The organism is Pseudomonas sp. JS425 (assembly GCF_018223845.1).
Taxonomy (GTDB): Bacteria; Pseudomonadota; Gammaproteobacteria; order Pseudomonadales; family Pseudomonadaceae; genus Aquipseudomonas; species Aquipseudomonas asiatica.
The window spans coordinates 543601-563879 of the sequence record NZ_CP073661.1 but is presented as its reverse complement, the minus strand read 5'-3'; the positions used below and the strand labels follow the sequence as shown (position 1 = coordinate 563879).

General features: G+C 56.1%; 18 protein-coding genes. 11 read left to right on the top strand and 7 right to left on the bottom strand.

What is annotated here, in order from left to right:
* Position 1: 1 nt before the first annotated feature.
* Positions 2-1432, bottom strand: a complete 1431-nt coding sequence (locus tag KDB76_RS02450; protein WP_061303568.1) for an AAA family ATPase — start codon at positions 1430-1432, stop codon at positions 2-4.
* A complete protein-coding gene (locus tag KDB76_RS02445) occupies positions 1429-4425 on the bottom strand; it encodes a helicase-related protein (protein ID WP_249206215.1) in 2997 nt (998 codons plus the stop codon). Before KDB76_RS02445 ends, KDB76_RS02450 begins: the two co-directional genes overlap by 4 nt.
* A gap of 127 nt (positions 4426-4552) precedes the next feature.
* Between KDB76_RS02445 and istA the strand changes: the two genes are divergently transcribed.
* Both istA and istB read left to right on the top strand, forming a co-directional pair.
* Positions 4553-6067, top strand: coding sequence for an IS21 family transposase (gene istA / locus KDB76_RS02440; protein ID WP_038408847.1), 1515 nt, complete (start codon positions 4553-4555; stop codon positions 6065-6067).
* 17 nt (positions 6068-6084) lie between these two features.
* The gene (gene istB, locus KDB76_RS02435) at positions 6085-6840 is read left to right on the top strand and encodes an IS21-like element helper ATPase IstB (RefSeq protein ID WP_038408850.1); all 756 of its coding nucleotides are present in this window, start codon (positions 6085-6087) and stop codon (positions 6838-6840) included.
* Positions 6841-6906: 66 nt separating this feature from the next.
* On the opposite strand, the gene KDB76_RS02425 is transcribed toward istB, so the two are convergent.
* Both KDB76_RS02425 and KDB76_RS29630 read right to left on the bottom strand, forming a co-directional pair.
* The gene (locus KDB76_RS02425) at positions 6907-7566 is read right to left on the bottom strand and encodes an SNF2-related protein (RefSeq protein WP_249206214.1); all 660 of its coding nucleotides are present in this window, start codon (positions 7564-7566) and stop codon (positions 6907-6909) included.
* Between the two features lie 121 nt (positions 7567-7687).
* Positions 7688-7945, bottom strand: coding sequence for a hypothetical protein (locus KDB76_RS29630; RefSeq protein WP_249206213.1), 258 nt, complete (start codon positions 7943-7945; stop codon positions 7688-7690).
* Positions 7946-8063: 118 nt separating this feature from the next.
* Here KDB76_RS29630 and KDB76_RS02420 point away from each other — a divergent pair, with 118 nt between their 5' ends.
* The 9 genes from KDB76_RS02420 (at position 8064) to KDB76_RS30130 (ending at position 16072) form a co-directional block, all read left to right on the top strand.
* Complete coding sequence (locus KDB76_RS02420; protein WP_015271893.1) at positions 8064-8939, top strand: WYL domain-containing protein; 876 nt, start codon at positions 8064-8066, stop codon at positions 8937-8939.
* 263 nt (positions 8940-9202) lie between these two features.
* A complete protein-coding gene (locus tag KDB76_RS02415) occupies positions 9203-9346 on the top strand; it encodes a hypothetical protein (RefSeq protein WP_158242105.1) in 144 nt (47 codons plus the stop codon).
* A gap of 121 nt (positions 9347-9467) precedes the next feature.
* Positions 9468-10538, top strand: coding sequence for a WYL domain-containing protein (locus KDB76_RS02410; protein ID WP_212632219.1), 1071 nt, complete (start codon positions 9468-9470; stop codon positions 10536-10538).
* A complete protein-coding gene (locus KDB76_RS02405) occupies positions 10535-12100 on the top strand; it encodes a hypothetical protein (protein ID WP_212632218.1) in 1566 nt (521 codons plus the stop codon). The genes KDB76_RS02410 and KDB76_RS02405 overlap by 4 nt, the downstream gene beginning before the upstream one ends.
* Positions 12101-12149: 49 nt before the next feature.
* The gene (locus KDB76_RS02400) at positions 12150-12782 is read left to right on the top strand and encodes a hypothetical protein (RefSeq protein ID WP_212632217.1); all 633 of its coding nucleotides are present in this window, start codon (positions 12150-12152) and stop codon (positions 12780-12782) included.
* A gap of 10 nt (positions 12783-12792) precedes the next feature.
* Positions 12793-13821, top strand: coding sequence for a hypothetical protein (locus tag KDB76_RS02395; RefSeq protein WP_212632216.1), 1029 nt, complete (start codon positions 12793-12795; stop codon positions 13819-13821).
* Between the two features lie 83 nt (positions 13822-13904).
* Positions 13905-14180 carry a YkgJ family cysteine cluster protein gene (locus KDB76_RS30135; protein WP_015271899.1) on the top strand — a complete coding sequence of 92 codons (276 nt, stop codon included), beginning with the start codon at positions 13905-13907 and terminating at the stop codon, positions 14178-14180.
* A 156-nt stretch (positions 14181-14336) separates the two neighbouring features.
* Positions 14337-15641: an IS1380-like element ISPa33 family transposase gene (locus KDB76_RS02390; RefSeq protein ID WP_038409882.1), complete on the top strand. Its 1305-nt coding sequence runs from the start codon at positions 14337-14339 to the stop codon at positions 15639-15641.
* A 269-nt stretch (positions 15642-15910) separates the two neighbouring features.
* A complete protein-coding gene (locus KDB76_RS30130; protein ID WP_015271900.1) occupies positions 15911-16072 on the top strand; it encodes an IS66 family transposase in 162 nt (53 codons plus the stop codon).
* Positions 16073-16198: 126 nt separating this feature from the next.
* On the opposite strand, the gene KDB76_RS02380 is transcribed toward KDB76_RS30130, so the two are convergent.
* From KDB76_RS02380 to KDB76_RS02370, 3 genes are all read right to left on the bottom strand, one after another.
* Positions 16199-17923: a DUF262 domain-containing protein gene (locus KDB76_RS02380; protein ID WP_212632215.1), complete on the bottom strand. Its 1725-nt coding sequence runs from the start codon at positions 17921-17923 to the stop codon at positions 16199-16201.
* Positions 17924-18317: 394 nt separating this feature from the next.
* Positions 18318-18986 (bottom strand): inovirus Gp2 family protein, encoded by a 669-nt coding sequence (locus KDB76_RS02375; RefSeq protein WP_212632214.1) that lies wholly within the window; start codon positions 18984-18986, stop codon positions 18318-18320.
* A 477-nt stretch (positions 18987-19463) separates the two neighbouring features.
* Positions 19464-19646, bottom strand: coding sequence for an AlpA family transcriptional regulator (locus KDB76_RS02370; protein WP_152934744.1), 183 nt, complete (start codon positions 19644-19646; stop codon positions 19464-19466).
* Positions 19647-20279: the final 633 nt, after the last annotated feature.

Here is a 20279-nt window from a genome sequence, read left to right as displayed (position 1 = left end):
ATCAGTCCTCCGCGCCGCCTGGGCGTAACGGCCGTCGGCGCTTGAGAGCCTGAAGGCGGCTCAGACGTTGGCATTCGAGCATTTGCGGGTGATCGGCGCCGAAGTGCTGATTCAACTCAGCACGCAACTGCTGCGCCTCGTCGCTGCCTTCCAGATTCTGCTGGATAAACGCCATATAGCGACTGAGCTGGCGGGCTGCTGCGATATCCGGCACCGGATCGGTGCCCATCACCTCGGCCAGCACATCGGAACTAGCCACACCCTGGGTTTGTTGAGTGACGGGATGAACAGCCATACGCTGCTGGCCGCTGTCTTCGTCTCGCTCCGCCACCAACACGCGGATGCATTCGGCGGGAACAGTGCTAAGCACCTGCGGGCTATGGGTAGTAACGATGAACTGGATACGAGTGAAGGCTTCCTGCAACTGGGAAAGGATGATCTGTTGCCAGCGTGGGTGCAGGTGCATGTCCACTTCATCAATCAGCACCACACCGCTGGTCTGGCGAGCAGCCTCGGCGCCCAGATGCGGATTGAGTTTGATACAGCGATAGGCAATGTCGCCGATCATGGCCAGTACGCTACGAATGCCGTCACTAAGTTGGTCAGCATTGAGCGTGCCGTGCTGGTCATGTTGCAGCACCAGCGTTTTCTCCCGGCTGATGCTGTATTCGAGCGAGTGCCAGCCAGTAGCCGGTTGCAGGAAAGTGTCGATGGCCTTCCGTACAACTTGTAGGCGCAATTCTGCTTGCTGCAACTCCTCTTGATTGTCCCGCCCATCCAGCCTCTTGAGACGCTGTTCCTGGTAGCTTTGCGAAGCCCAGATGAACCAGGCTCTGAAATGCTTGTAAGTCGAAGCAGGATCCAGGCAGTCACGGTAGGCGAAGGTGCGGATGTAGAAATCGGTATCCTGCGTCTCGTCCTTAGCCTTCTGCGCCTTGGTCAGCTTCTTCTCTGACCACAGACGACCGGTACCGTAGTAACCAAAAACGCTCAAAGTCTGCGACCCAACCTGAGGATCGCGGATACTTTGTTGCAGAGCACTGACCCACTGCTCCATACGTCGAGTTTCGCCATCACTCTTGGTCTTGGTCTTTTCAGCTTCGCTGTCGCGATAACGCAACCAACTGCACAGCCCGCCCCCGTAGTCTCCGGTCATCTGCACACTACTTGGCAAGCAACGCGACATGCTGCCATCACTCATTCGTTGCAAGCGTGCATCGCCGATGGCAATGCTATTGGCCGGATCGTTGTACCCCGTGGAGGAGAGATCGAAGCTGCTAACATAGGGCCAGAGTGCAATGCGCACAGCGTCGAGTAGGGTCGATTTGCCCTGGCCATTCTCGGCTACCAGCACAGTAAGCTGCGAATGCAGGGATATCTCCAGATCGGCATAGCAGCGGAAATTCTTCAGCCGCAGCAAATTCAGTTTCACAGGCTTTCCTCCGGCTTGACCGCCCGGGACAGCAGCTCACCCAAGTCGTAGTTGACGCTGGCAATACCGAATTCCGGCTCGCTCTTGAACGGATGCTTGATGTAATACGGGCCGTCCACTTGATCACCATCCACCAGCACGATGGCGAGGATGTATTTCTCGCCCTGGTTGTAGCTAGAGAAGATCTCGTTCTTGGTGACGGTGACCGTGGTGGCGCCCTTAACGCGCCCCTTAACCTCGATATGACGGTCGTCCTTGATGCTGCCATCGTCGGCTACCGGTGGACGCGCAGTGATATCCCAGCCGCATTTTTCGGCAGATACGTCTTTGACGCCGTGACCAAGCGCTTGCTCAACTGCGATTACAGCATGCATAGCAGCCCACTCGATACGCGAGCGCGCCTCCGCATCTGCACAAAATTCGGTATCGCCTTGGCGCTGAGCAAGCAGGCCTGCAGGTATCACCAATGCTCCGCCAATCACTACAGGGGTGGAAGAGCTAACCTGTTGCATGGCTTGAAGCTCACGGGTGCGCTGCTCCAGTCGGGCTGTCAGTTCCTCATATCGACGACGCGCATTCTCCGGCTGCATACGCGGTTGCTTGCCAGCAGCCACGTCGTCACTGAGCTTAAGGTAGCGATCAGACCAATAGTTGATTTCCTTAACCAACCGCTCATGTACAGCTGCTAGCACGCGCTCGGCCTGGCGCTGAATGCGAGTTTTCACTTCGCTGTAATGGTTCGGCACCAGTTGCTGCGAGGCGTGCTGTAGCGCAAGGTTTTCCAGATTTTGCTGCAACCAAGAGGCGCCTAGTACGTCCTGCACAAGGTCGAGCTCACCCGATTTGATCGGCAACAGATCCAGGTGCGGTGCCCAGCCCGCATTGCTGCTGTGGCCTTGAGGATCGATTTCGACAAACTGCAACCGGCGCGAGACGATCTTGGGCTGTTCGACGCCGTCGCTCGCACTCTCACGCACGCAGTGATCGAGCATAAACAGCACTTTGGGAGTCAGGCTGTCGTCATTGGGATCAACCAGTACTGAGCCTTGCTTGAGCTTGCCGCGATGGGCACTGAGCGTGATATCGGTCAGCGCTTGCATCAGCGGATGGCCGGGATGGATAAGATCGGCCATAGGCTTGCCAGGCACGCGCACCTGTTGTTTCTCGAAGCAGATGCGCTCGTACTGCTTGAGCACAGGCGTGCGGGTTTCGCCGATCACGCGGTCACGCTCGCGCAATGCAGCTGGCACATGGCGAATCTCAAAACGCGCAGGCTCGCGGTTACGAAGTTCTCCACCAACGCTGGCAAAAGCCTCATTGAAGAAGGCACGGATGAAATAGGGCTGCAGCTTGCGGGCTTCGGCTTTCTCCATTTCCTCTTTGACGGCATACAGCTGGTCGAGGCTCATATGCTGCTCGACCAGCGCGTTGCGACGGAGGATTTCACTCAGATGTTCGGTGTCCAGCGCCCCTTCGATGACCTGGTTCTGCCGCGCACGCACTTCCGGCGAATCGCCGTAGCGAATGGCTTCGATCAGCAGATCCTTGAGCGACACGTTATCGAAGGCCTCACCAAGGATATCGAACACCTTACCGCCCAGAGCCTGCTTTTCAATCTCCAGCTTTTCAAACAGCTTTTGAAATACCTCACCTTCGCGGGTCTCGTTGGCAACGATGTTCCACAGATGGCAGACCTGATCTTGACCAATCCGGTGGATACGGCCGAAACGCTGCTCCAGACGGTTGGGGTTCCAGGGCAGGTCGTAATTGACCATGAGGTTGGCGTTCTGCAAGTTGACGCCCTCCCCAGCTGCATCAGTGGCTATCAGCACCAGAACGCGCGGGTTGTGGCGAAACTCTTCCTGCACCTTGCGGCGCTCATCACGGTTAGTGCCGCCATGAATGGTGACGATGGCCTGCGGATCACCCAGCATGTCGGCAATGCGCTTGACCAGATAGTCCAGGGTGGCGCGATGTTCGGTGAAGATGATCAGTTTGCGGCGGTTCTCGCCGTTGTACATCTGCGGGGAATCCTGCAGCAGGCAAGACAGCTCTTCCCACTTACGATCACTGCCTGACGCCACTAGGCGCTGCGCCTGCTGTTCCAGGCTCTGGAGCAGGCAGATTTCAGTTTCCATCTCAGCGATGGTTTCGGCAGCGCTCGCTTGGTCTACCAATTGGTCAGCGTAAAGCTCGTACTCATCGGCACTGAGCTCGTCTTCCATTTCGTCGAGGTTATCAGGTACCTCAATGCGCTTTTTCACCAAATACTCACCCAGCACGCTGGCAACACCAGTCCCGCGCAGGTGAAGCTTTTCTTCCTCGATACGATTTTCCAGGCGCTTGCGACGATTGCGCAGCGACTGATAAATGGCCTCAGGGCTAGAGGCCAGGCGGCGCTGCAGTTGAGTAAGAGCAAAGCCGACGTTGTTCTTACGCTGACCATCAAGGCGATCAGCAAGGTTCATCTGGTTGCGCACATACTCTGTCACATCGTGATAAAGCCCCGCCTCCTGCTCAGACAGCGAGTAATTGGCTGTGTAGGCACGCCGCTCCGGGAACAGCTTAGTGCCGTCGAATTTGAGCAGCTCTTCCTTGACCATGCGCCGCATCAGGTCGGATACATCTACCTTGTGGGCGCCCTCGCGGAACTTGCCGTAGAAGCGGTCACCATCGAGCAGTGACAGCCAAATCTGGAAGTCTTCTTCTTTGCCGTTGTGCGGGGTGGCAGTCATCAGCAGGAAGTGACGGGTAATTGAGCCGAGCAGTTCGCCCAACTCGAAACGCTTGGTCTTGTTGACCTTGTTGCCGAAGTAGTTGGCCGACAGCTTGTGGGCTTCGTCGACGATGATCAAATCCCAGTCGGTATTTTTGAGCTTGAGCTGGTAGCCCTCGTTGCGCGACAGCTGGTCGAGACTGCGGATTCCACGCTGACTCGGACACCCATTCCACGCACATCCGGACAGTGATTCCACGCTGATCCGGACACTCATTCCACGAGCATCCGGACACCGATTCCACGGCCATCCGGACACTTTCCAGGCAGGCAGCTACGCAGGATTTATTCACTACCATCGACCTCTTTTTCGAAGCAGAGAGGTCGTCGTGGAGCGTTTGTCCATGCGTAAAATCCGTGAGGTGTTGCGCCTCAAGTTCGATTGCGGGCTGTCTGTCCGTAAGATCTCCCGCAGTCTGGGCATAGGCCACAGCAGTGCCGGTGATTACCTCTGTCGCTTTGCCGCCAGCGGTCTAGCCTGGCCCTGCTCGTTGTCCGATTCCGAACTGGAACAGCAACTGTTCCCACTGGCCCCTGCGGTGCCCAGTGAGCAGCGGCCACTGCCTGATTGGTCTTGGGTGCACGCCGAGCTGCGTCGCCCCGGCGTGACCCTGGCGCTGCTCTGGCAGGAGTATCGCCTGAGCCAGCCGCAGGGTTTTCAGTACAGCTGGTTCTGCGAGCACTACCGGGCCTGGCAGGGCAAGCTGGACGTGGTGATGCGCCAGGAACATCGCGTCGGCGAGAAGTTGTTCGTCGACTACGCCGGGCAGACGGTGCCGGTGATCGACCGGCACAGCGGCGAGATCCGCCAGGCGCAGGTGTTCGTCGCGGTGCTCGGCGCCTCCAGCTACACCTTCGCCGAAGCCACCTGGTCGCAGCAGCTGCCGGACTGGCTGGGCTCGCATACCCGCTGCTTCGCCTTCCTCGGGGGCGTGCCGGAGATCGTGGTGCCGGACAACCTGCGCAGCGCGGTGAGTAAGAGCCATCGCTACGAGCCGGACATCAACCCGAGCTACCGCGATCTGGCCGAGCACTATGGCGTGGCGGTGGTGCCGGCGCGGGCGCGTAAGCCGCGCGACAAGGCTAAGGCCGAGGTCGGCGTGCAGGTGGTCGAGCGCTGGATCCTCGCCGCGCTGAGGAACCGCCAGTTCTTCTCCTTGAACGAACTCAACAGCGCCATCGCCTTATTGCTGGAGCGCCTCAACCGACGACCGTTTCGCAAGCTGCCGGGCTCCCGGCACTCGGCCTTCGAAGCCCTGGATCGTCCGGTGCTGCGGCCGCTGCCGGAGCAACCCTACGTGTATGCCGAGTGGAAGAAGGCGCGTGTGCACATCGACTACCACGTCGAGGTTGATGGGCACTACTACTCGGTGCCGTACCAACTGGTGAAGAAACAACTGGAAGTACGCCTGACAGCGCGCACGGTGGAGTGCTTCCACGCCAATCAGCGGGTGGCCAGCCATCTTCGCTCACCGCACAAGGGCCGGCACAGCACACAGGCCGAGCACATGCCCAAGAGCCATCGCGAGCACGCCGAGTGGACGCCACAACGGCTGATCCGCTGGGCTGAGCAGACCGGGCCGAACACGGCCGGCGTGATCAGCCACATCCTCGAACGGCGCATCCACCCAACCCAAGGCTACCGGGCCTGCCTGGGCATCCTGCGCCTGGGCAAGACCCATGGCGAAGTGCGCTTGGAGTTGGCCTGCCGTCGCGCCCTCAGCCTCGGTGCGTGCAGCTACAAGAGCCTCGAATCGATCCTGCGCCAGGGTTTGGAAAGCCTGCCGTTGGCTCAAGCCAACCTGCCCCTGCTGCCGGACGACCACGCCAATCTGCGCGGCCCCGGCTACTACCACTGAACACAAGGAATCCCACCATGCTGCCCCATCCGACCCTGGACAAGCTCCAGACCCTGCGCCTGACCGGCATGCTCAAGGCACTCGCCGAGCAACTGAAAACCCCCGACATCGACAGCCTGAGCTTCGTGGAACGCCTCGGCCTGCTGGTCGACCGCGAACTGACCGAACGCGACGACAAGCGCCTCAGCAGCCGCCTGCGTCAGGCCCGGCTCAAGCACAACGCCTGCCTCGAAGACATCGACTACCGCAGCCCGCGCGGACTCGACAAGGCGCTGATCCTCCAGCTGAGCAGCGGTCAGTGGTTACGCGACGGACTCAACCTGATCATCAACGGGCCCACCGGCGTGGGTAAAACCTGGCTGGCCTGCGCCCTGGCACACCAGGCCTGCCGAGAGGGTTACAGCGTGCGTTACCTGCGCTTGCCGCGCCTGTTGGAAGAGTTGGGCCTAGCCCATGGCGACGGGCGCTTCGCCAAGCTGATGAGCGGCTATGCCAAGACCGACCTGCTGATCCTTGATGACTGGGGCCTGGCCCCGTTCACCGCCGAACAGCGCCGCGACATGCTGGAGCTACTGGACGACCGCTACGGCCAGCGCTCGACCCTCGTGACCAGCCAAATGCCCGTGGACAACTGGCACGAACTGATCGGCGATCCAACCCTGGCCGATGCCATCCTCGACCGCCTGGTGCACAACGCCTACCGGATCAACCTCAAGGGCGAGTCGATGAGAAAGCGGGTGAAGAAATTGACGGCGCCGGGCGCCTCAGACTAACAATGCAACCCCTGCGTCGCTGCGCTCCGACTGCCTGTCCGAATGATCGTGGAACAGGTGTCCGGATCAGCGTGGGCTGAGTGTCCGAATGGCGTGGAATCCGCAGTCGAGACGGCAGATCAGCAGGTTTTGCTCTTCAAAGTAATTGCCAGTGGCACACTGCTCCTGCTTCTCACGGCTGAACACCTCGAACTTGATGCCGAATTTCTCCAGCAGTTCATCCTGCCATTGCTCGGTCAGCGAGCCTGGCGACACCACGAGAATGCGCCGGGCATCGGCTCGCATCAGCAACTCACGGATCAACAGGCCGGCCATGATGGTCTTACCGGCGCCTGGGTCATCGGCCAGCACGAAGCGCAGCGGCTGGCGCGGCAGCATGGATTCGTAGACAGCGGAAATCTGGTGAGGCAGCGGGTCGACGTTGGAGGTGTGCACCGCCATCATCGGATCGAACAAATGGGCCAGCTGGATACGCCAGGCCTCCAAGGCCAGCTTGAAATCAACACCTGGAGCATCAAACGCCCAAGCTTTGCCTGCCTGGGCCAGCTCAAGACGGGACTCGTCGCTGCGAAAAAGCATCTGGTCGCCATAACCGCCGGCACTTTTCTGGTAGACGACACTGATTGCCGAGTCACCGACCTTGTCGACACTGATGACTTTAACAATCTCGTCGCCATGCAGGCCGCGAATCTGAGCGTCTTTTGTGATGTCTTCCAGCTTGACCATTTAAGCGCCCACAAATTCGTCAAATTTATCAGTTTACTTGAATGCAACTGACCACGTCACTCGCCCCTCTCAGAAATCATGGGGTCACCACGAGCGTTATCTACCGGTCGTCTGTTATCGGCTACCCATCAGTCGGAAGCAGCTCTTGCAGGATCAATAGCTTCCTTTGCAACTGCTCAATGTGTGCTTTCTCAGCCCGCAGCGCTGAACGCAGCTCCCGATTTTCCATCTCCCAAATGCGAGCCCGACGCACATCCCTTTTGAAGTCGAGAGCCACTTTCCAGAGCTCGCGTAGCCCCAGGCACTGAAGTACAAGCACTAGCAAGATTGCCCCCATCAACAGCAGAGCACCTATAGAAACCGCATCCCAAGCAACCATGTTCGCCCCCTTCAACAAGCTCAATAAACCCGAAGACAGCAAGACGATATGTAGCTAAAAATGACACGTCTAGAATGTAGACTTATACAGGTAAAGAATTCGAGCATATGGAGAGGGCATGAAACGCAAGCAATCCATCGAACAGGTTCGCTGGGACCTAGCTCTTCGCTATCGTCTGATTGAAACCGTAGCCTGGTGGGAAGGCCGGCTGACCACGGGACACCTGATCCAGAGCTTTGGCATCAGTCGGCAGCAGGCATCGAAAGACATCAATACCTACATCGCTGAGCATGCGCCCAAAAACCTTACATATGACAAGCAGATAAAAGGTTACGTGCCGAGCAAGACATTCAAACCGCTGTTCATCGATGACAGCGCCAGCGCCTACCTGCACTTGCTGTATCAGAACAACGCACGCGCACCGCACGTCGAAGGCCTGGCGCTGGCCTACGCTCATACCAAGGTGCTCGAAGTGCCAGACCGGTCGATCAAGGCCGAAGTTCTCCGGCCGCTGCTCAAGGCTTGCCGCGACCATCTGAGACTGGACATCGACTACGTTTCACTCAATAGCCCGGAACCAGAAGGCCGAACAATCGCACCTCATACACTGGTGTACACCGGAATGCGGTGGCATGTACGAGCCTACTGTGAAAAAAACCGTCAGTACCGTGACTTCGTGCTAAGCAGGCTACGAGGCGTACCCGACCTGCGTGACGAAGAAACTGAGAATGGTATTGCCGAGGACGATGATTGGAACACCGAGGCTCCGGTGATCATCAAGCCTGATGAGCGCCTGGATAAAGCACAGCGAATGATCATTGAGGTCGATTTCGGCATGACAGATGGGCGTCTGGTTGTTCCGAGTCGTAGAGCACTGGTGAAGTACGTATTGCAGCGTTTTCAAATCGATCCGAAAAATCTGAATCCTAACCCTGAGGCTCAGCAGATTGTGGTTGCCAACCTCAAGGAGTTGAAGCCGTGGTTATACGAATGACGCCCTGATCCTAGAGGGAGACCGATTAAGGCTTCAGGAAGAAGCCGCGAGCTACCTGTAACGTCTAGGCTCACACTCGTCCGATGGTCGCCCGTGGCTGACGCATGGGCAGTCATCGGCACGGCCCACATTCTTTTTTGTGATCCCCGCTGACTTAGCCTCGGTTGTAGCCAAAGCATGGCTGCCACGTCATGAAATAAACGACACAGATTGTCGCATGGCTGATGGAGGATAGCCACAAGTCAACCAGTGAGGCGTTCCCCATGAAAGAGTTGGTCTGCTTTACCATTGGCTTGGTGGTCGGTGCTTTACTAATGAAGAAAAGCCAAGCGATCGACGAACTGAAAAAGGAACTAGACCGCGAAAAATTCCGGACTAGGCCTTCAGGCGGGACTGAACAGACGTGAGGCTACGGCCATTTGCCCATGGCGAGCAGAAACAAATAATGCTAAAAAGCCATCAAATGGAATGTTCGCCAGATATGTGACGTCAGCGAACCATCACGGTTGATTCAGGCACAGTTCCTTTATGTCAGACCCCAAAGACAGGTTATTCAGGCACCTGGCCCTGCTGCGTCTCATCCCGCGCGCGCCCAAAAGCATTTCCACCACCGAACTGCTGCAAAGGCTCAAGGCCGAGAATTTCGACATCGACCTTCGGACTTTGCAACGGGACCTCATCGGCCGCCTCGCCCTAGACTTTCCACTACTTTGTGACGAAAGCCGACGGCCCTATCTCTGGAGCTTTCCCAAGGAAACCCCACAATTCGACTTTCCAGCTCTGGACACCCCCACCGCACTGGCCTTCGTCCTTGCCGAAAGCCACCTGAGCAAACTGCTGCCACCCAGTGTGCTGAGCCTACTGTCGCACCACTTCGACTTGGCGCGTAGGCAACTCCAAGGGCTGGAACACAACAACCTGGCGCACTGGGTCAGACGCGTGCGCACCTTGCCTAACGGCAAGGCGCTCCAACTCGCCGAAGTGGACTCGGCCGTCTGGTCCGAGGTAGCCACTGCTCTGTTGGAAACGCGGCAACTGGAGATAGTCTACCTCAGCCGCAGTAAGGCCGAATACAAGACCCTACGCATACACCCAGCCGGCATGGTCACGCGCCACTCCGTCAGTTATCTGATCGGCACTGTCGAAGGCTACACCGACTTTCGCCAATTCGCCCTGCACCGCATCCAGAAGGCTGCGTGCCTCGATGTACCAACGCGCGAACAACCCGAGTTCGAGATTGATCACTTTATCCAAAGCGGCGGATTCAATAACCCCGGCCCGATCGAACACCACGAACTGATCGCCGACGTATCCCCAAATATCGCCTGGCTGCTGACTGAAACCCCGCTTAGCCCCGAGCAAAACCTAAAGCCGTTACAAGGCAGCAATTGGCAGCGTCTGCGTGCCAAGGTGCCGGACGATCAGGAAACACTCTGGTGGGTGTTTGGGTTGGGAGAGAACGTCCGGCTGCATGAACCGAAGCGTTGGGTGGATGTAATCAAAGGGAAGCTGATCAACATGGGAGCACTGTATGCGCAGCCCACGCCACACCACTCGCCCACCATTACCGATGCCCAAGCTTGCCAGGAGGCTCCATGAAGCCCCACGACACTCTTACGTCTGTTTCAACCGCGAGCGAGCAAGACGACAGCAGAGACGAAATAAAGCGGGATATCGGCCGCACCGCAACAGCACTTTCCACGAGTGAAACCGTCAGCCGCTATGGCAGTGCCAATGCCGAGTTCGTCAAAGCCTACACCGGCATTGACAATGAAGCCGGCAAGGTTCTCAGCAAAGGCCTGAAAGGCATCAGCCAGGAAAAAACCGGCGTCAAACAACGAGCGGGCTGGGCGGGCGAAGTTGCCGGTACCAGTCGTGACAACGCCGAAGCCATCATCAACAAATCGTCTGAGCGCACGATTCGCAGCGATGACTTGAAGCATTACGGCATTGATACCGACTCTAAGTACCGCGAAGCGGTGGATCGAGTACGCGTGGATGAAAACGGCAAGATCATTTACGAAGCCCAGACCAAGCTGGAGGCCAGTGGAAACAAGGTTGCCAACCAGGTTAGCCATGAGGATCACAAATACAGTAAGTACTTCGGTAAACAGTTGGAACTGCCCAGCGAACAGGTCGAAGACGCCAAGACTTACTGTCGCAAGCGTGCAGAAAACCTAAGAAAACACGCGCTGCAGGCTGAGCAGAAAGGAAAACCAGAGCTTGCCGAGAAGTTCCGCGAGCGCGCTGACAGATTCGACAAGCTTGCAGAAGAAGACATCGTTGACCTTGGAATATCGACCGAACAGGCTATCGACTACGCCGAAAAACCGCTGCGCGAGACGATGAAAGATATCGCCCGTACCAGCCACCGGGCCGGTGTGGAGGGCGCGAAGTATGGCGCGGTTATCGGTGGCGTCATTTCGCTTTTGACCAATGCGTTCAGCGTGGCCCAAGACAAGAAACAATTAGGCGAAGCTGCCCAGGATTTTGCCCTCGAAACCGTTAAGGCTGGTGCTCTTGGATACACCACGGCTTTCGCTGGCGCCGCGATCAAAGGTGGCATGCAGCAATCAAGCAACCAAACCTTGCGAACGCTCGCCGGTACTAATGCACCGGCGCTGGCGATCAACATTTGCCTGTCACTGGGCAGCTCGGTGAAGCGTTATGTCACCGGAGAAATCAGCGAAGCCCAGTTGCTGAGCGAGGTGGGTGAGAAGGGAGCAGGCATGCTCTCAAGCAGCATGATGGCGGCGCTGGGACAATTGGCTATCCCCGTACCTTTTGTCGGCGCAGCAATAGGCGGGATGATCGGCTACACGCTCTCTTCGCTTTTCTACCAAAGCGCACTGGACGCTGCGCGTGGCGTCGAGCTTTCTCGCCAGCAACTGGCACGCATTCGTGCCATCGAAGAAGCCGCCCGCGACCAGATAGCCGAAGAACAAGCGCAACTGGATAGCTTCACACGTCGCGAAATTCCTCAATTGCTGCAAGAAACGCAACATTTGTTCGCCATTGTGAATGACGTCGTCGGCGGCGGCATTGATGACCTGGCAGCCGCTATCAATCAATACGCCACCTTGCTGGGAAAACAACTGCAATTCCAATCCTTCGAGGAGTTCGACGATTTCATGAACGCCGATAGCCCTCTGATTCTTTAACCTGCCTGACTCGCTTTGAAGATACACCTGGAAAAGGACGAAACACTACATGCTGCTCAAACTTTTGCCTGAAACGGACCAAAAACATTTACTTGGTCTCGCAAAACTGTTGGCCTTGGCTGACAAACCGCTGCTATGGGACGGTAAAACGTCAGATGAATTCACCTCCGACACCGATCTCAGCGCGCTGTCCATTCAAGAGGGCGAAAAAGAGCGGGAAATGATCGCTGAGCTTGAGCAGTCCATCACACGCCCATCAAACACCAGCGTGTTTGGAAATTCTTCCAGCGCCAGTAGCATGTTTGGATGGTCTTCCTCGACAGCTTTCATGTCTGGAAGCAAATCGTCCGATGACGTAGCGGCAAAACTCATCGACGAACTCAAGAAATATCCAGTCACCAAAGCGGAAAAACCTGAAACCCGCGTACAGGCTGCCACTAGCGTTCTGAAAGAATTGCTCAAAGGCAAGAGATTCGAGCTACCGACCGCGCCTAAGGTCATTCTTTTCGAGCTGCTATTGGTCGCCCTCCGTGACGGCACTATCACCAGCGTGGAATGGGCACTCCTCAAAGAGTTTCAGCTTCACCATCAATTGGAAGATTTCATTTTCGATGATCTCCTAGAGCGCGCAGAAACACTGAACCAGGAAGTCAGCAAGACCATTTCGATCATTCTCGAGTAAGGAAACCATCATGCCCATTCCTCTCATCATTGGCGCTGTTGCTGCCGCAGCGGGTATCTACGGTGCAGCCAAAGGTGTCAGCGGCGCTATGGACCATAGCAACGCCAAAGACATAAATAACGATGCACGCTCCCTGGTCGATAGCGCCAATCTAAAGGTTGAAGAGCAACGCAAGGCCACTAACGCCGTTCTGGAGGATTATGGTCAGCGTAAGCTGCGTGCGTTCAACGGAGTGGTCGCCGAATTTATCGAAACCTTCGAACGCCTGAAAAATATCGAACTCAGTCAGAGTCCAGAGCTCGATAAACTTAACGCCGGCGATTTTTCCAACAAAACCCTTACTGGTCTGAGGCAGGACTACCAGGCGCTCAAAGACGCTGGGCTCGGCCTGGGTGCAGGCATGGGCGGAGGCGCAGCTCTGGCCTTTGGTGCCTACAACGGCACGATGCTGCTGGCTACTGCCAGCACCGGCACGGCCATTTCTTCACTGGGCGGCGTGGCAGCTACGAATGCCACGCTGGCCTGGCTGGGTGGGGGTTCGTTGGCCGCTGGCGGCTACGGTATGGCCGGAGGCATGATGGTGCTGGGCGGCATTGTCGCTGGACCGGCGCTGGCCATCTTCGGTCATGTTCTTGGTAACAAGGGCGAAGAGGCTTTGAACAATGCCCGCAGTAACCTAGAACAAGCCCGCACTATTAACGATCAAGCCGAGCTGATGGCAGGTAAGCTGCGAACCATTGAGCAGATAACCTCCATGGCAAACACGACGTTCTCCAAGATCAGCTCGCAACTACGCCGCACCGTGGGCGAGTTGAAGAAAATCATAGAAAATAATGGCGTGGATTACCGGACTTTCTCGGACGAAAGCAAGGAGGTTGTTTTCCGTTCGGTCAAGTTTGCACAGCTTCTCAAAGCCATGATTGACACTGCGATCCTGGACCAAGACGGCAATCTGGTTCTGGCAACGGAAAAGCGCATCCAAGATGTCGCCGCCGTGGCAAGCGGACAGAAAGCGAGCCTGGATGCACCTTCTGTATAAAACAGCGCCCGCGCGCCTGCGCGGGCCTTCCCATCTGCCCCAGCTGTAGCCGGGCCCCGCTTCGAGGTGATGATACTTTCCATATGCGTAGCGACAGTACTACACCCTCCTTCCCCTGCACCCAGTGCGGTTTGTGCTGCCAGCACGTCCATTTGGCTACAGAAACCCAGTTTTTGGATCGTGGCGACGGCACGTGCAGGCATTACGACAAAGTGAGTAAGGGCTGCACCATTTATGCCGAGCGCCCTGACATATGCAGGGTGGATCGGCAATACATCATACGCTACGCCCAGCAGTACACCTGGGATGAGTATGTCACTCTGAATCTACGGGTCTGCGCGATTTTGCAGGCCAAGTGATTACGATCAATTCTTAAGCCACGGGATTATCAATCCGCTGATGAGAATAACTCATCTCTAGCCCGGATTTCTCATGACCGCATAAACAAAAACGGCTGAAAGCCTTATGATTCTTGTCGCCAAACAAAGCCCCATAAGTCTTCAGCCGCGCACAAAATGCTACCAGAAAAACTCCACTTTTCACCCCTCTCTCGCCGCCTCGTCGAGGCCTCTTTCACCGGTGGTCACATCACCTCGGATGCGGGCTTGTTGCTGCTGCGCGAGGTCGACCAGCAACATGGCTTGACCCGCCGCCTGGCCAAAATCGTTCCCGATCGGCGTGATCCTGGGCGTGTCCAGCACGGACTGCAGACACTGCTCGCCCAGCGTATCTATGCACTGGCCGCCGGCTACGAGGATCTCAACGATCATGACGGCCTGCGCCATGACTACGCGCTGCAGACTGCGGTCAACCGCCTGCAACCGCTGGCCGGCAAATCCACTCTGGGGCGCCTGGAACAGCAAGCCGATCGCGAAACGGTGGTGCAAGCCCATCGCCTGCTGTGGGAGCACTTCATCGCCCAGCATGACCAGGCGCCGGCTGAGATCGTGCTCGACTTCGATGCGACCGATGTGCCGGTGCATGGTGATCAGGAAGGGCGCTTCTTCCATGGCTATTACGACCATTACTGCTTCCTGCCGCTCTATGTGTTCTGTGGTCGCCATCTGCTGGTGAGCTATTTGCGCCCGAGCAACATCGATGGCGCCCGACACAGTTGGGCCATCCTGGCACTGCTGGTCAAGTTCATTCGCCGCTTCTGGCCAGAGACCCGCATCGTGTTCCGCGGTGACGGCGGTTTTTGCCGACATCGCATGCTCGACTGGTGTGACCGCAAGCAGGTGGATTATGTGGTGGGTCTGGCCCGCAACACCCGCCTGCAGCGGATGGCGGCGCCGGCCATGCAAGCTGTCGCCGAGGCCTACCAAGAAACCGGGCAGAAGATGTCCGGCGTGTATCGCTTCCTCTATCAGGCCGGTAGTTGGCGTAGGCGCCGCCTGGTCGTGTCGCGCCTGGAACATGGCGAGCAGGGTGCCAATCCACGCTTCATCGTCGTGTCCCGCTTTGCCGAGGATGCTGCCCAGCAGTACTACGAAGACTACTGCGGCCGTGGCGACATGGAGAATCGGATCAAGGACCAACAGTTGGATCTGTTCGCCGACCGCACCTCCAGCCCACGCTGGTGGACCAACCAGTGGCGGCTGATGCTGTCGGCCTTTGCCTATGTGCTGTTCGAACGGCTACGCGATCATCTCCAGGGCACCGCATTGGCGCGCATGAGCATCCATAACCTGCGCTTGAAACTGCTCAAGATCGGTGCGGTGATCATTCGCAACAGCCGGCGCATCCGCGTGCTGATCAGCGAGGCCTATCCGCATCAGGAACTCTTTGCGGGGCTGGTTGCCCGCCTCAAGCCGACCTGAACAGGCGGGCGCCCCCGGCCCGGCTCAATGGGGGAAAGGGGGCAGTGCGCCCCATACGCGGGAATTGAATAAAAAACGATCAATTTTTAGCGGTGGAAGGCAGGTTGTTGATACACCGAGGCTTCACCGGCCACGCCTGCCGGCCTCATGAGAAATCCGGGCTAGACTGCCTCTCCGAGAGACTCGGACAAATGGCCGACATCAGGAAATTTTAAATTGATTCACTAGCCGTTTGCAGAGACGCATGTCGTCTGCGCAACTCACAATCCTTGCATGCAGGCGTTGCCGGGGCGCTTCGCATTGGCAAACGCGCGGCTGCAGCCGCGCGTTTGATCCAGTTAGCTCGGAACAACGGACATGATCTGTATGCCTATCTCAAAGATGTGATAATGCGCCTGCCGACACAGCCGGCCAGTGAGATTGACAGCTGATGCCGCATCGGTGACGTCCGACTTAGTCACGCAAGACGGGTTGGCCGGACGCATACGCTGAGCCAAAGCACGTCGCAGTCGCCTGGTCATGTTTCTTGGATTTCAGTCCCTTTCTTGAGCGCTGGGTCAGACACAAGCACCATAGGAGTCTGTCAGGCGCTTCAGCAGCTCTTTGTGACGGTTCTCTAAATCAGTAAGCGTAAAACTCCTCATCGCCAACAACCGCTGCGAGTTTGGGAGGCTTTCCACCCGATCCTCAAAGTAGCGAACTCGTTTATTCGCGAAATCCAGATTGCCCAAGGAAGTGTTCTTGCGCCGTGAGAGCAGCATCAAATTACCCAAGCGATGCAACCACGTTTCCCGCTCCTCCTCACTGAAATCTAGGACCCACTGGCTCGTCCCACCCGGATTCTGCGGGAGGATATGCTCCACACTAATATCATCCGGCAGGTTTAGCGGCGCGGCATGGGTGGCCAAAAGGTACTCAAGACGCAGCAGTACATATCGGGCAAAGCGCCGGCCGTAAATGGCACCGTCAAGTAATTCCTGCAACGGCTTGCGGTCGAAGTCGAAGGCTTTGCTGGCAAGCACTTCAACCGGGGTCTCGGCCGCCTCTATCACCCTGAGCACTTCATTCATGTTGCTGATGCGCTGGGTCGGCGTAAGCTGCACAATCCAGTCAGCCGAAAACTTGTTGTCGATGCGTTCGATCAGATCGAGCAACTTCTCTGCCTTGAACTTGTGATACCAAGCCAATACTGGCGGGATCCAGTCGGTGCCTGGCAAGCCACGACGCATCACATTGATGCGGTTGCGATAGGCATTGCCCAGACTCGTCGGCAGACCATCTAGTTGGATTGCCTCATCGAAGGCATCCTTGTAGGCTTTCACGGCTTCAAAGCTCTTGCTGCCCAGTGCCAGCAGTGGCGGCTTGGCTCCGTAGATACGATCGTCAAACTCCTTGAGCAAGCCCTCACGGGCCTTGTCCTTCACATAGATGGTACGTACTAAAGACAAAAAGCGGTCGAACTCGTCGCGGCCCATCTCGCCTTCGACTTCCTCCCAGTATTCAGCCCACTTGCTGCGCTCAGTTTCCTTGGCAACGGCACCCAGGTTTTTAGCCTTGAGAATGTCGCTATTGGAAAGCGGAATGCCACGGTCGTTGAGGATGGTGAACAGTCGGAAGGCATCATCCAGATCTTCAGTGGCCACGTAGATAAACAGAGCGTTGTTCAGCAGATAGCCAACGAAACGGTCGAAGTCTACCTCCGTGGGGAAACGACTGCTGTCAGTAAAACATGCTTGAATGGTCTGCATGCCCGCTGCCATATTAGCCAGGGACAGATTTTTGCGAGCGGCAATGCCCGGCAAATCCGCGCTGCGAGAGCCGTTGTCGGCCTTGATATAACGCTCAATGAAATCACCCACGTTATCGCGGATGTCGTAGACAATGCGATTGCGGCCCGGAATCCTCTTCCACTTGTTTTCCTCTTGAAACAGCATCCCGCGACAGGCGCCTTTGAGTTGGTCGTCCGTCACCCTGTCGCGGATGCAGGCCAGGATCAACATCAGCGTAGTCAGGCGCTGCTGACCATCGAGCAACTCGTATTCCTCAAAGTCCACCCCGTCAGTGCTGCGCGTAGCCTTACGAAGTACCATCGATCCGAGGAAATACTGACCGTCCGGGTTGTGCTCGCTGGCGTAGCGCACATCGTCAATCAGTTCGGAAATCTCATCCTTGCCCCAGACGTAAGCTCGCTGATAGTCCGGAATGCGGAACCAGAAGCGGGAGAACACATCGCCAATCACAATCTTGGCGCTGTCGATCTGACCTTTTTTACCTGCGCTCACTGCAAATACTCCTTAGCCCAACCCCACCGATTGGTAATCCAATCGGACAAGTCGTATCCCACTGAAAACCTTTCACAGCCAGTGTGCTGCTCTGAGCGTCACAAACTGACCAGACTAAAGCCAGGAAGTTATCAAACCGACACCCACCAGGCGAGCTTTCGATTTCTGCCCCTCCCCTAAGCTCTCAATTGATATTCCACATAACGTTGCCTTTGCCATCATCGACCAGGTGCTCGCTGACGCCCATGCTGTCAGCGCTGATTGAAAATTGACCCGACAGAGACTTGCACGCAGAGCCGAGAGGCAGGTATTACCCAGTGCCTGTCTTGACCACAGATGAGGTCGTGGATCAGCCAGCCATCCCGCATTCGGAATAGCGACATACCCATACCCTCTACCCCCTGCTGCATCCGAAGCCATGAGATCCGTCTCCATAGCGCTTTGTGGCAGCTTTGCAGAGGTAGCTGGCTCGATGAAACAGCTCAGGTAGGTAATCCACGTTACCTGGCCGGACCTCCCGGTCGACTCGGTATTCAGCGTTCTTCGGGATCTCCACCAAGCCCCGTACTTGACCAACCTCGCACTCCAACGCACTGGCCCAAGCCTCTTGCATGCGGCTGATCATGTTCGGCCTCTGTGGCTGCAACCGCCCGATTGTGTAGTAGGCGTCCCTGTTGAGCAGGATCAGCAGGTGGTAATGCTGTCGCCCTGCCTCGCTCCTCTCTCTAGCCCAGACGTAACGCACCCTGCAGTCATGGGCGTACTTGTTCTGCTCACGTGCCTTATCACGGTTATGCTCAATTTTTGCTTTGAACGACTCAAGGAATCTACTGATCACACGATTTGACAAAGCGTCATCCGGAATCCCCATCAGACGTGGAAGTCGCAAATCCACCCTGAATGCAATTACTCTAGGATACTGATCAAGCGCACAAGCAATGGTGCGATTCAATGCTTCAAGGTATCCAAGGATAAAAGGGCCTTTTTCAACCATTATCGGCAGCCCTTTAAACGTAGCTGCTGAGTACAAACGAAGATTACGATTTTCGGAGAAACGAAGCATGATTACACCTACCTTACTAAAGATCATATCTTCAGTCAGCCTGGTAGTTATTTACATGCTCAACATGGCCCATTGAACTAGACCTCGATCACACATCTAACAACACTGATGACGCTTACCCATGCCACACTGCCATTTACTAGGCATTGATCAGACAACCATGACAGATACCCTTTGATGGGTATTTATGCCCTTAACCTAATGACTCAATAGGTCTCAGGGCCTACATGAATTATAGACAAAGGTTATTAGGAGGTAACAGCGCAAAGACTAAAGCATACTACCCGCACCGAAAACCTCACCACTAGAAACCCAAAGGGGGTTAAGATATTTTTATTCAGAATCAAGGAATCTAACACGCTCAAAAGGTCCGACAAAAAAGCATCATGCCCGGAGTCAACCGGGCATGATGCTTCCATTGAAAGCGATAAAGCAAACAAGAAGCAGACCAGACGCCAAAGACAAGCCCATCAAGATCTACTGATTTCGCTCCTCAATTCGATCCAAGATCCATTCCTTAACCTCACTTTCCAGCCACCCAACACTCCGCCCTCCCAAGGGTATCGGCTTCGGGAACCAGTTACCGGAAACATACTTGTAAACCGTCGAGCGTCCAAGGCCTGTCATTTCCATTACCTGCTGTAGTCGAATCACCTTCATGATGAGCTCCTAATTTTACTCATCAGATCTGGCTTCCATGTAATCCTTTACTTTGTGATTAGTCCACCCAAGAAAGCAGAGAAGAACTTTCAGCCTTGCACCCTACAACCCCGACCATGCACTCACACAGCAGAAATAATAAAGTACAACTTCACCTAAACGAAGGGAGTTATATAACCGAAGAATGACCGAGCACTCGCCTCATTTGTAGGCGCGCCTTTACACCGCTCCCCTCACGCCAACACCGCCTACAGTCCATTTGCAGGAGGCCGATCCGACAGCCTCACAGTGTTCCTGGAAGACAGAATGCCTATCACCGTAAGCTTACCTCTGATAACCCCATGAACACTGGCACCTGAGCCGATTTTTCACCCTAGGAACCCCCTTGGAAACCCCTAGGATTTCCCTAGAAAAGAGCTAGAAATATGATATTTTCACCTATGGAACTACTAGAGATTTAGCAGCCTCCCAACCCGAAAATAACGAAAGCAAAAATTATGCCAATAGCTCACAAAGACAAACTTCAGAAAACATTTAATAGCCTTAATGCCGACAGGAGATTCTCTACTTGGCTATGGGTTTTTATAATCCAGAATTTCCCAAATATAGATTTAGGAGAATTCGGAAGCCCGG

Bases quoted from the DNA above. Each gene is read 5' to 3' on its own strand.
- KDB76_RS02420 (WP_015271893.1), top strand. From the start codon at position 8,064: ATGAAACGCAAGCAATCCATCGAACAGGTTCGCTGGGACCTAGCTCTT.
- KDB76_RS02415 (WP_158242105.1), top strand. From the start codon at position 9,203: ATGAAAGAGTTGGTCTGCTTTACCATTGGCTTGGTGGTCGGTGCTTTA.
- KDB76_RS02425 (WP_249206214.1), bottom strand. From the start codon at position 7,566: ATGGTCAAGCTGGAAGACATCACAAAAGACGCTCAGATTCGCGGCCTG.
- KDB76_RS02395 (WP_212632216.1), top strand. From the start codon at position 12,793: ATGCCCATTCCTCTCATCATTGGCGCTGTTGCTGCCGCAGCGGGTATC.
- KDB76_RS02370 (WP_152934744.1), bottom strand. From the start codon at position 19,646: ATGAAGGTGATTCGACTACAGCAGGTAATGGAAATGACAGGCCTTGGA.
- KDB76_RS02390 (WP_038409882.1), top strand. From the start codon at position 14,337: ATGCTACCAGAAAAACTCCACTTTTCACCCCTCTCTCGCCGCCTCGTC.
- KDB76_RS02405 (WP_212632218.1), top strand. From the start codon at position 10,535: ATGAAGCCCCACGACACTCTTACGTCTGTTTCAACCGCGAGCGAGCAA.
- KDB76_RS02445 (WP_249206215.1), bottom strand. From the start codon at position 4,425: ATGAGTGTCCGGATCAGCGTGGAATCACTGTCCGGATGTGCGTGGAAT.
- KDB76_RS02375 (WP_212632214.1), bottom strand. From the start codon at position 18,986: ATGCTTCGTTTCTCCGAAAATCGTAATCTTCGTTTGTACTCAGCAGCT.
- istB (WP_038408850.1), top strand. From the start codon at position 6,085: ATGCTGCCCCATCCGACCCTGGACAAGCTCCAGACCCTGCGCCTGACC.
- KDB76_RS29630 (WP_249206213.1), bottom strand. From the start codon at position 7,945: ATGGTTGCTTGGGATGCGGTTTCTATAGGTGCTCTGCTGTTGATGGGG.
- KDB76_RS02410 (WP_212632219.1), top strand. From the start codon at position 9,468: ATGTCAGACCCCAAAGACAGGTTATTCAGGCACCTGGCCCTGCTGCGT.
- KDB76_RS30135 (WP_015271899.1), top strand. From the start codon at position 13,905: ATGCGTAGCGACAGTACTACACCCTCCTTCCCCTGCACCCAGTGCGGT.
- KDB76_RS02400 (WP_212632217.1), top strand. From the start codon at position 12,150: ATGCTGCTCAAACTTTTGCCTGAAACGGACCAAAAACATTTACTTGGT.
- istA (WP_038408847.1), top strand. From the start codon at position 4,553: ATGCGTAAAATCCGTGAGGTGTTGCGCCTCAAGTTCGATTGCGGGCTG.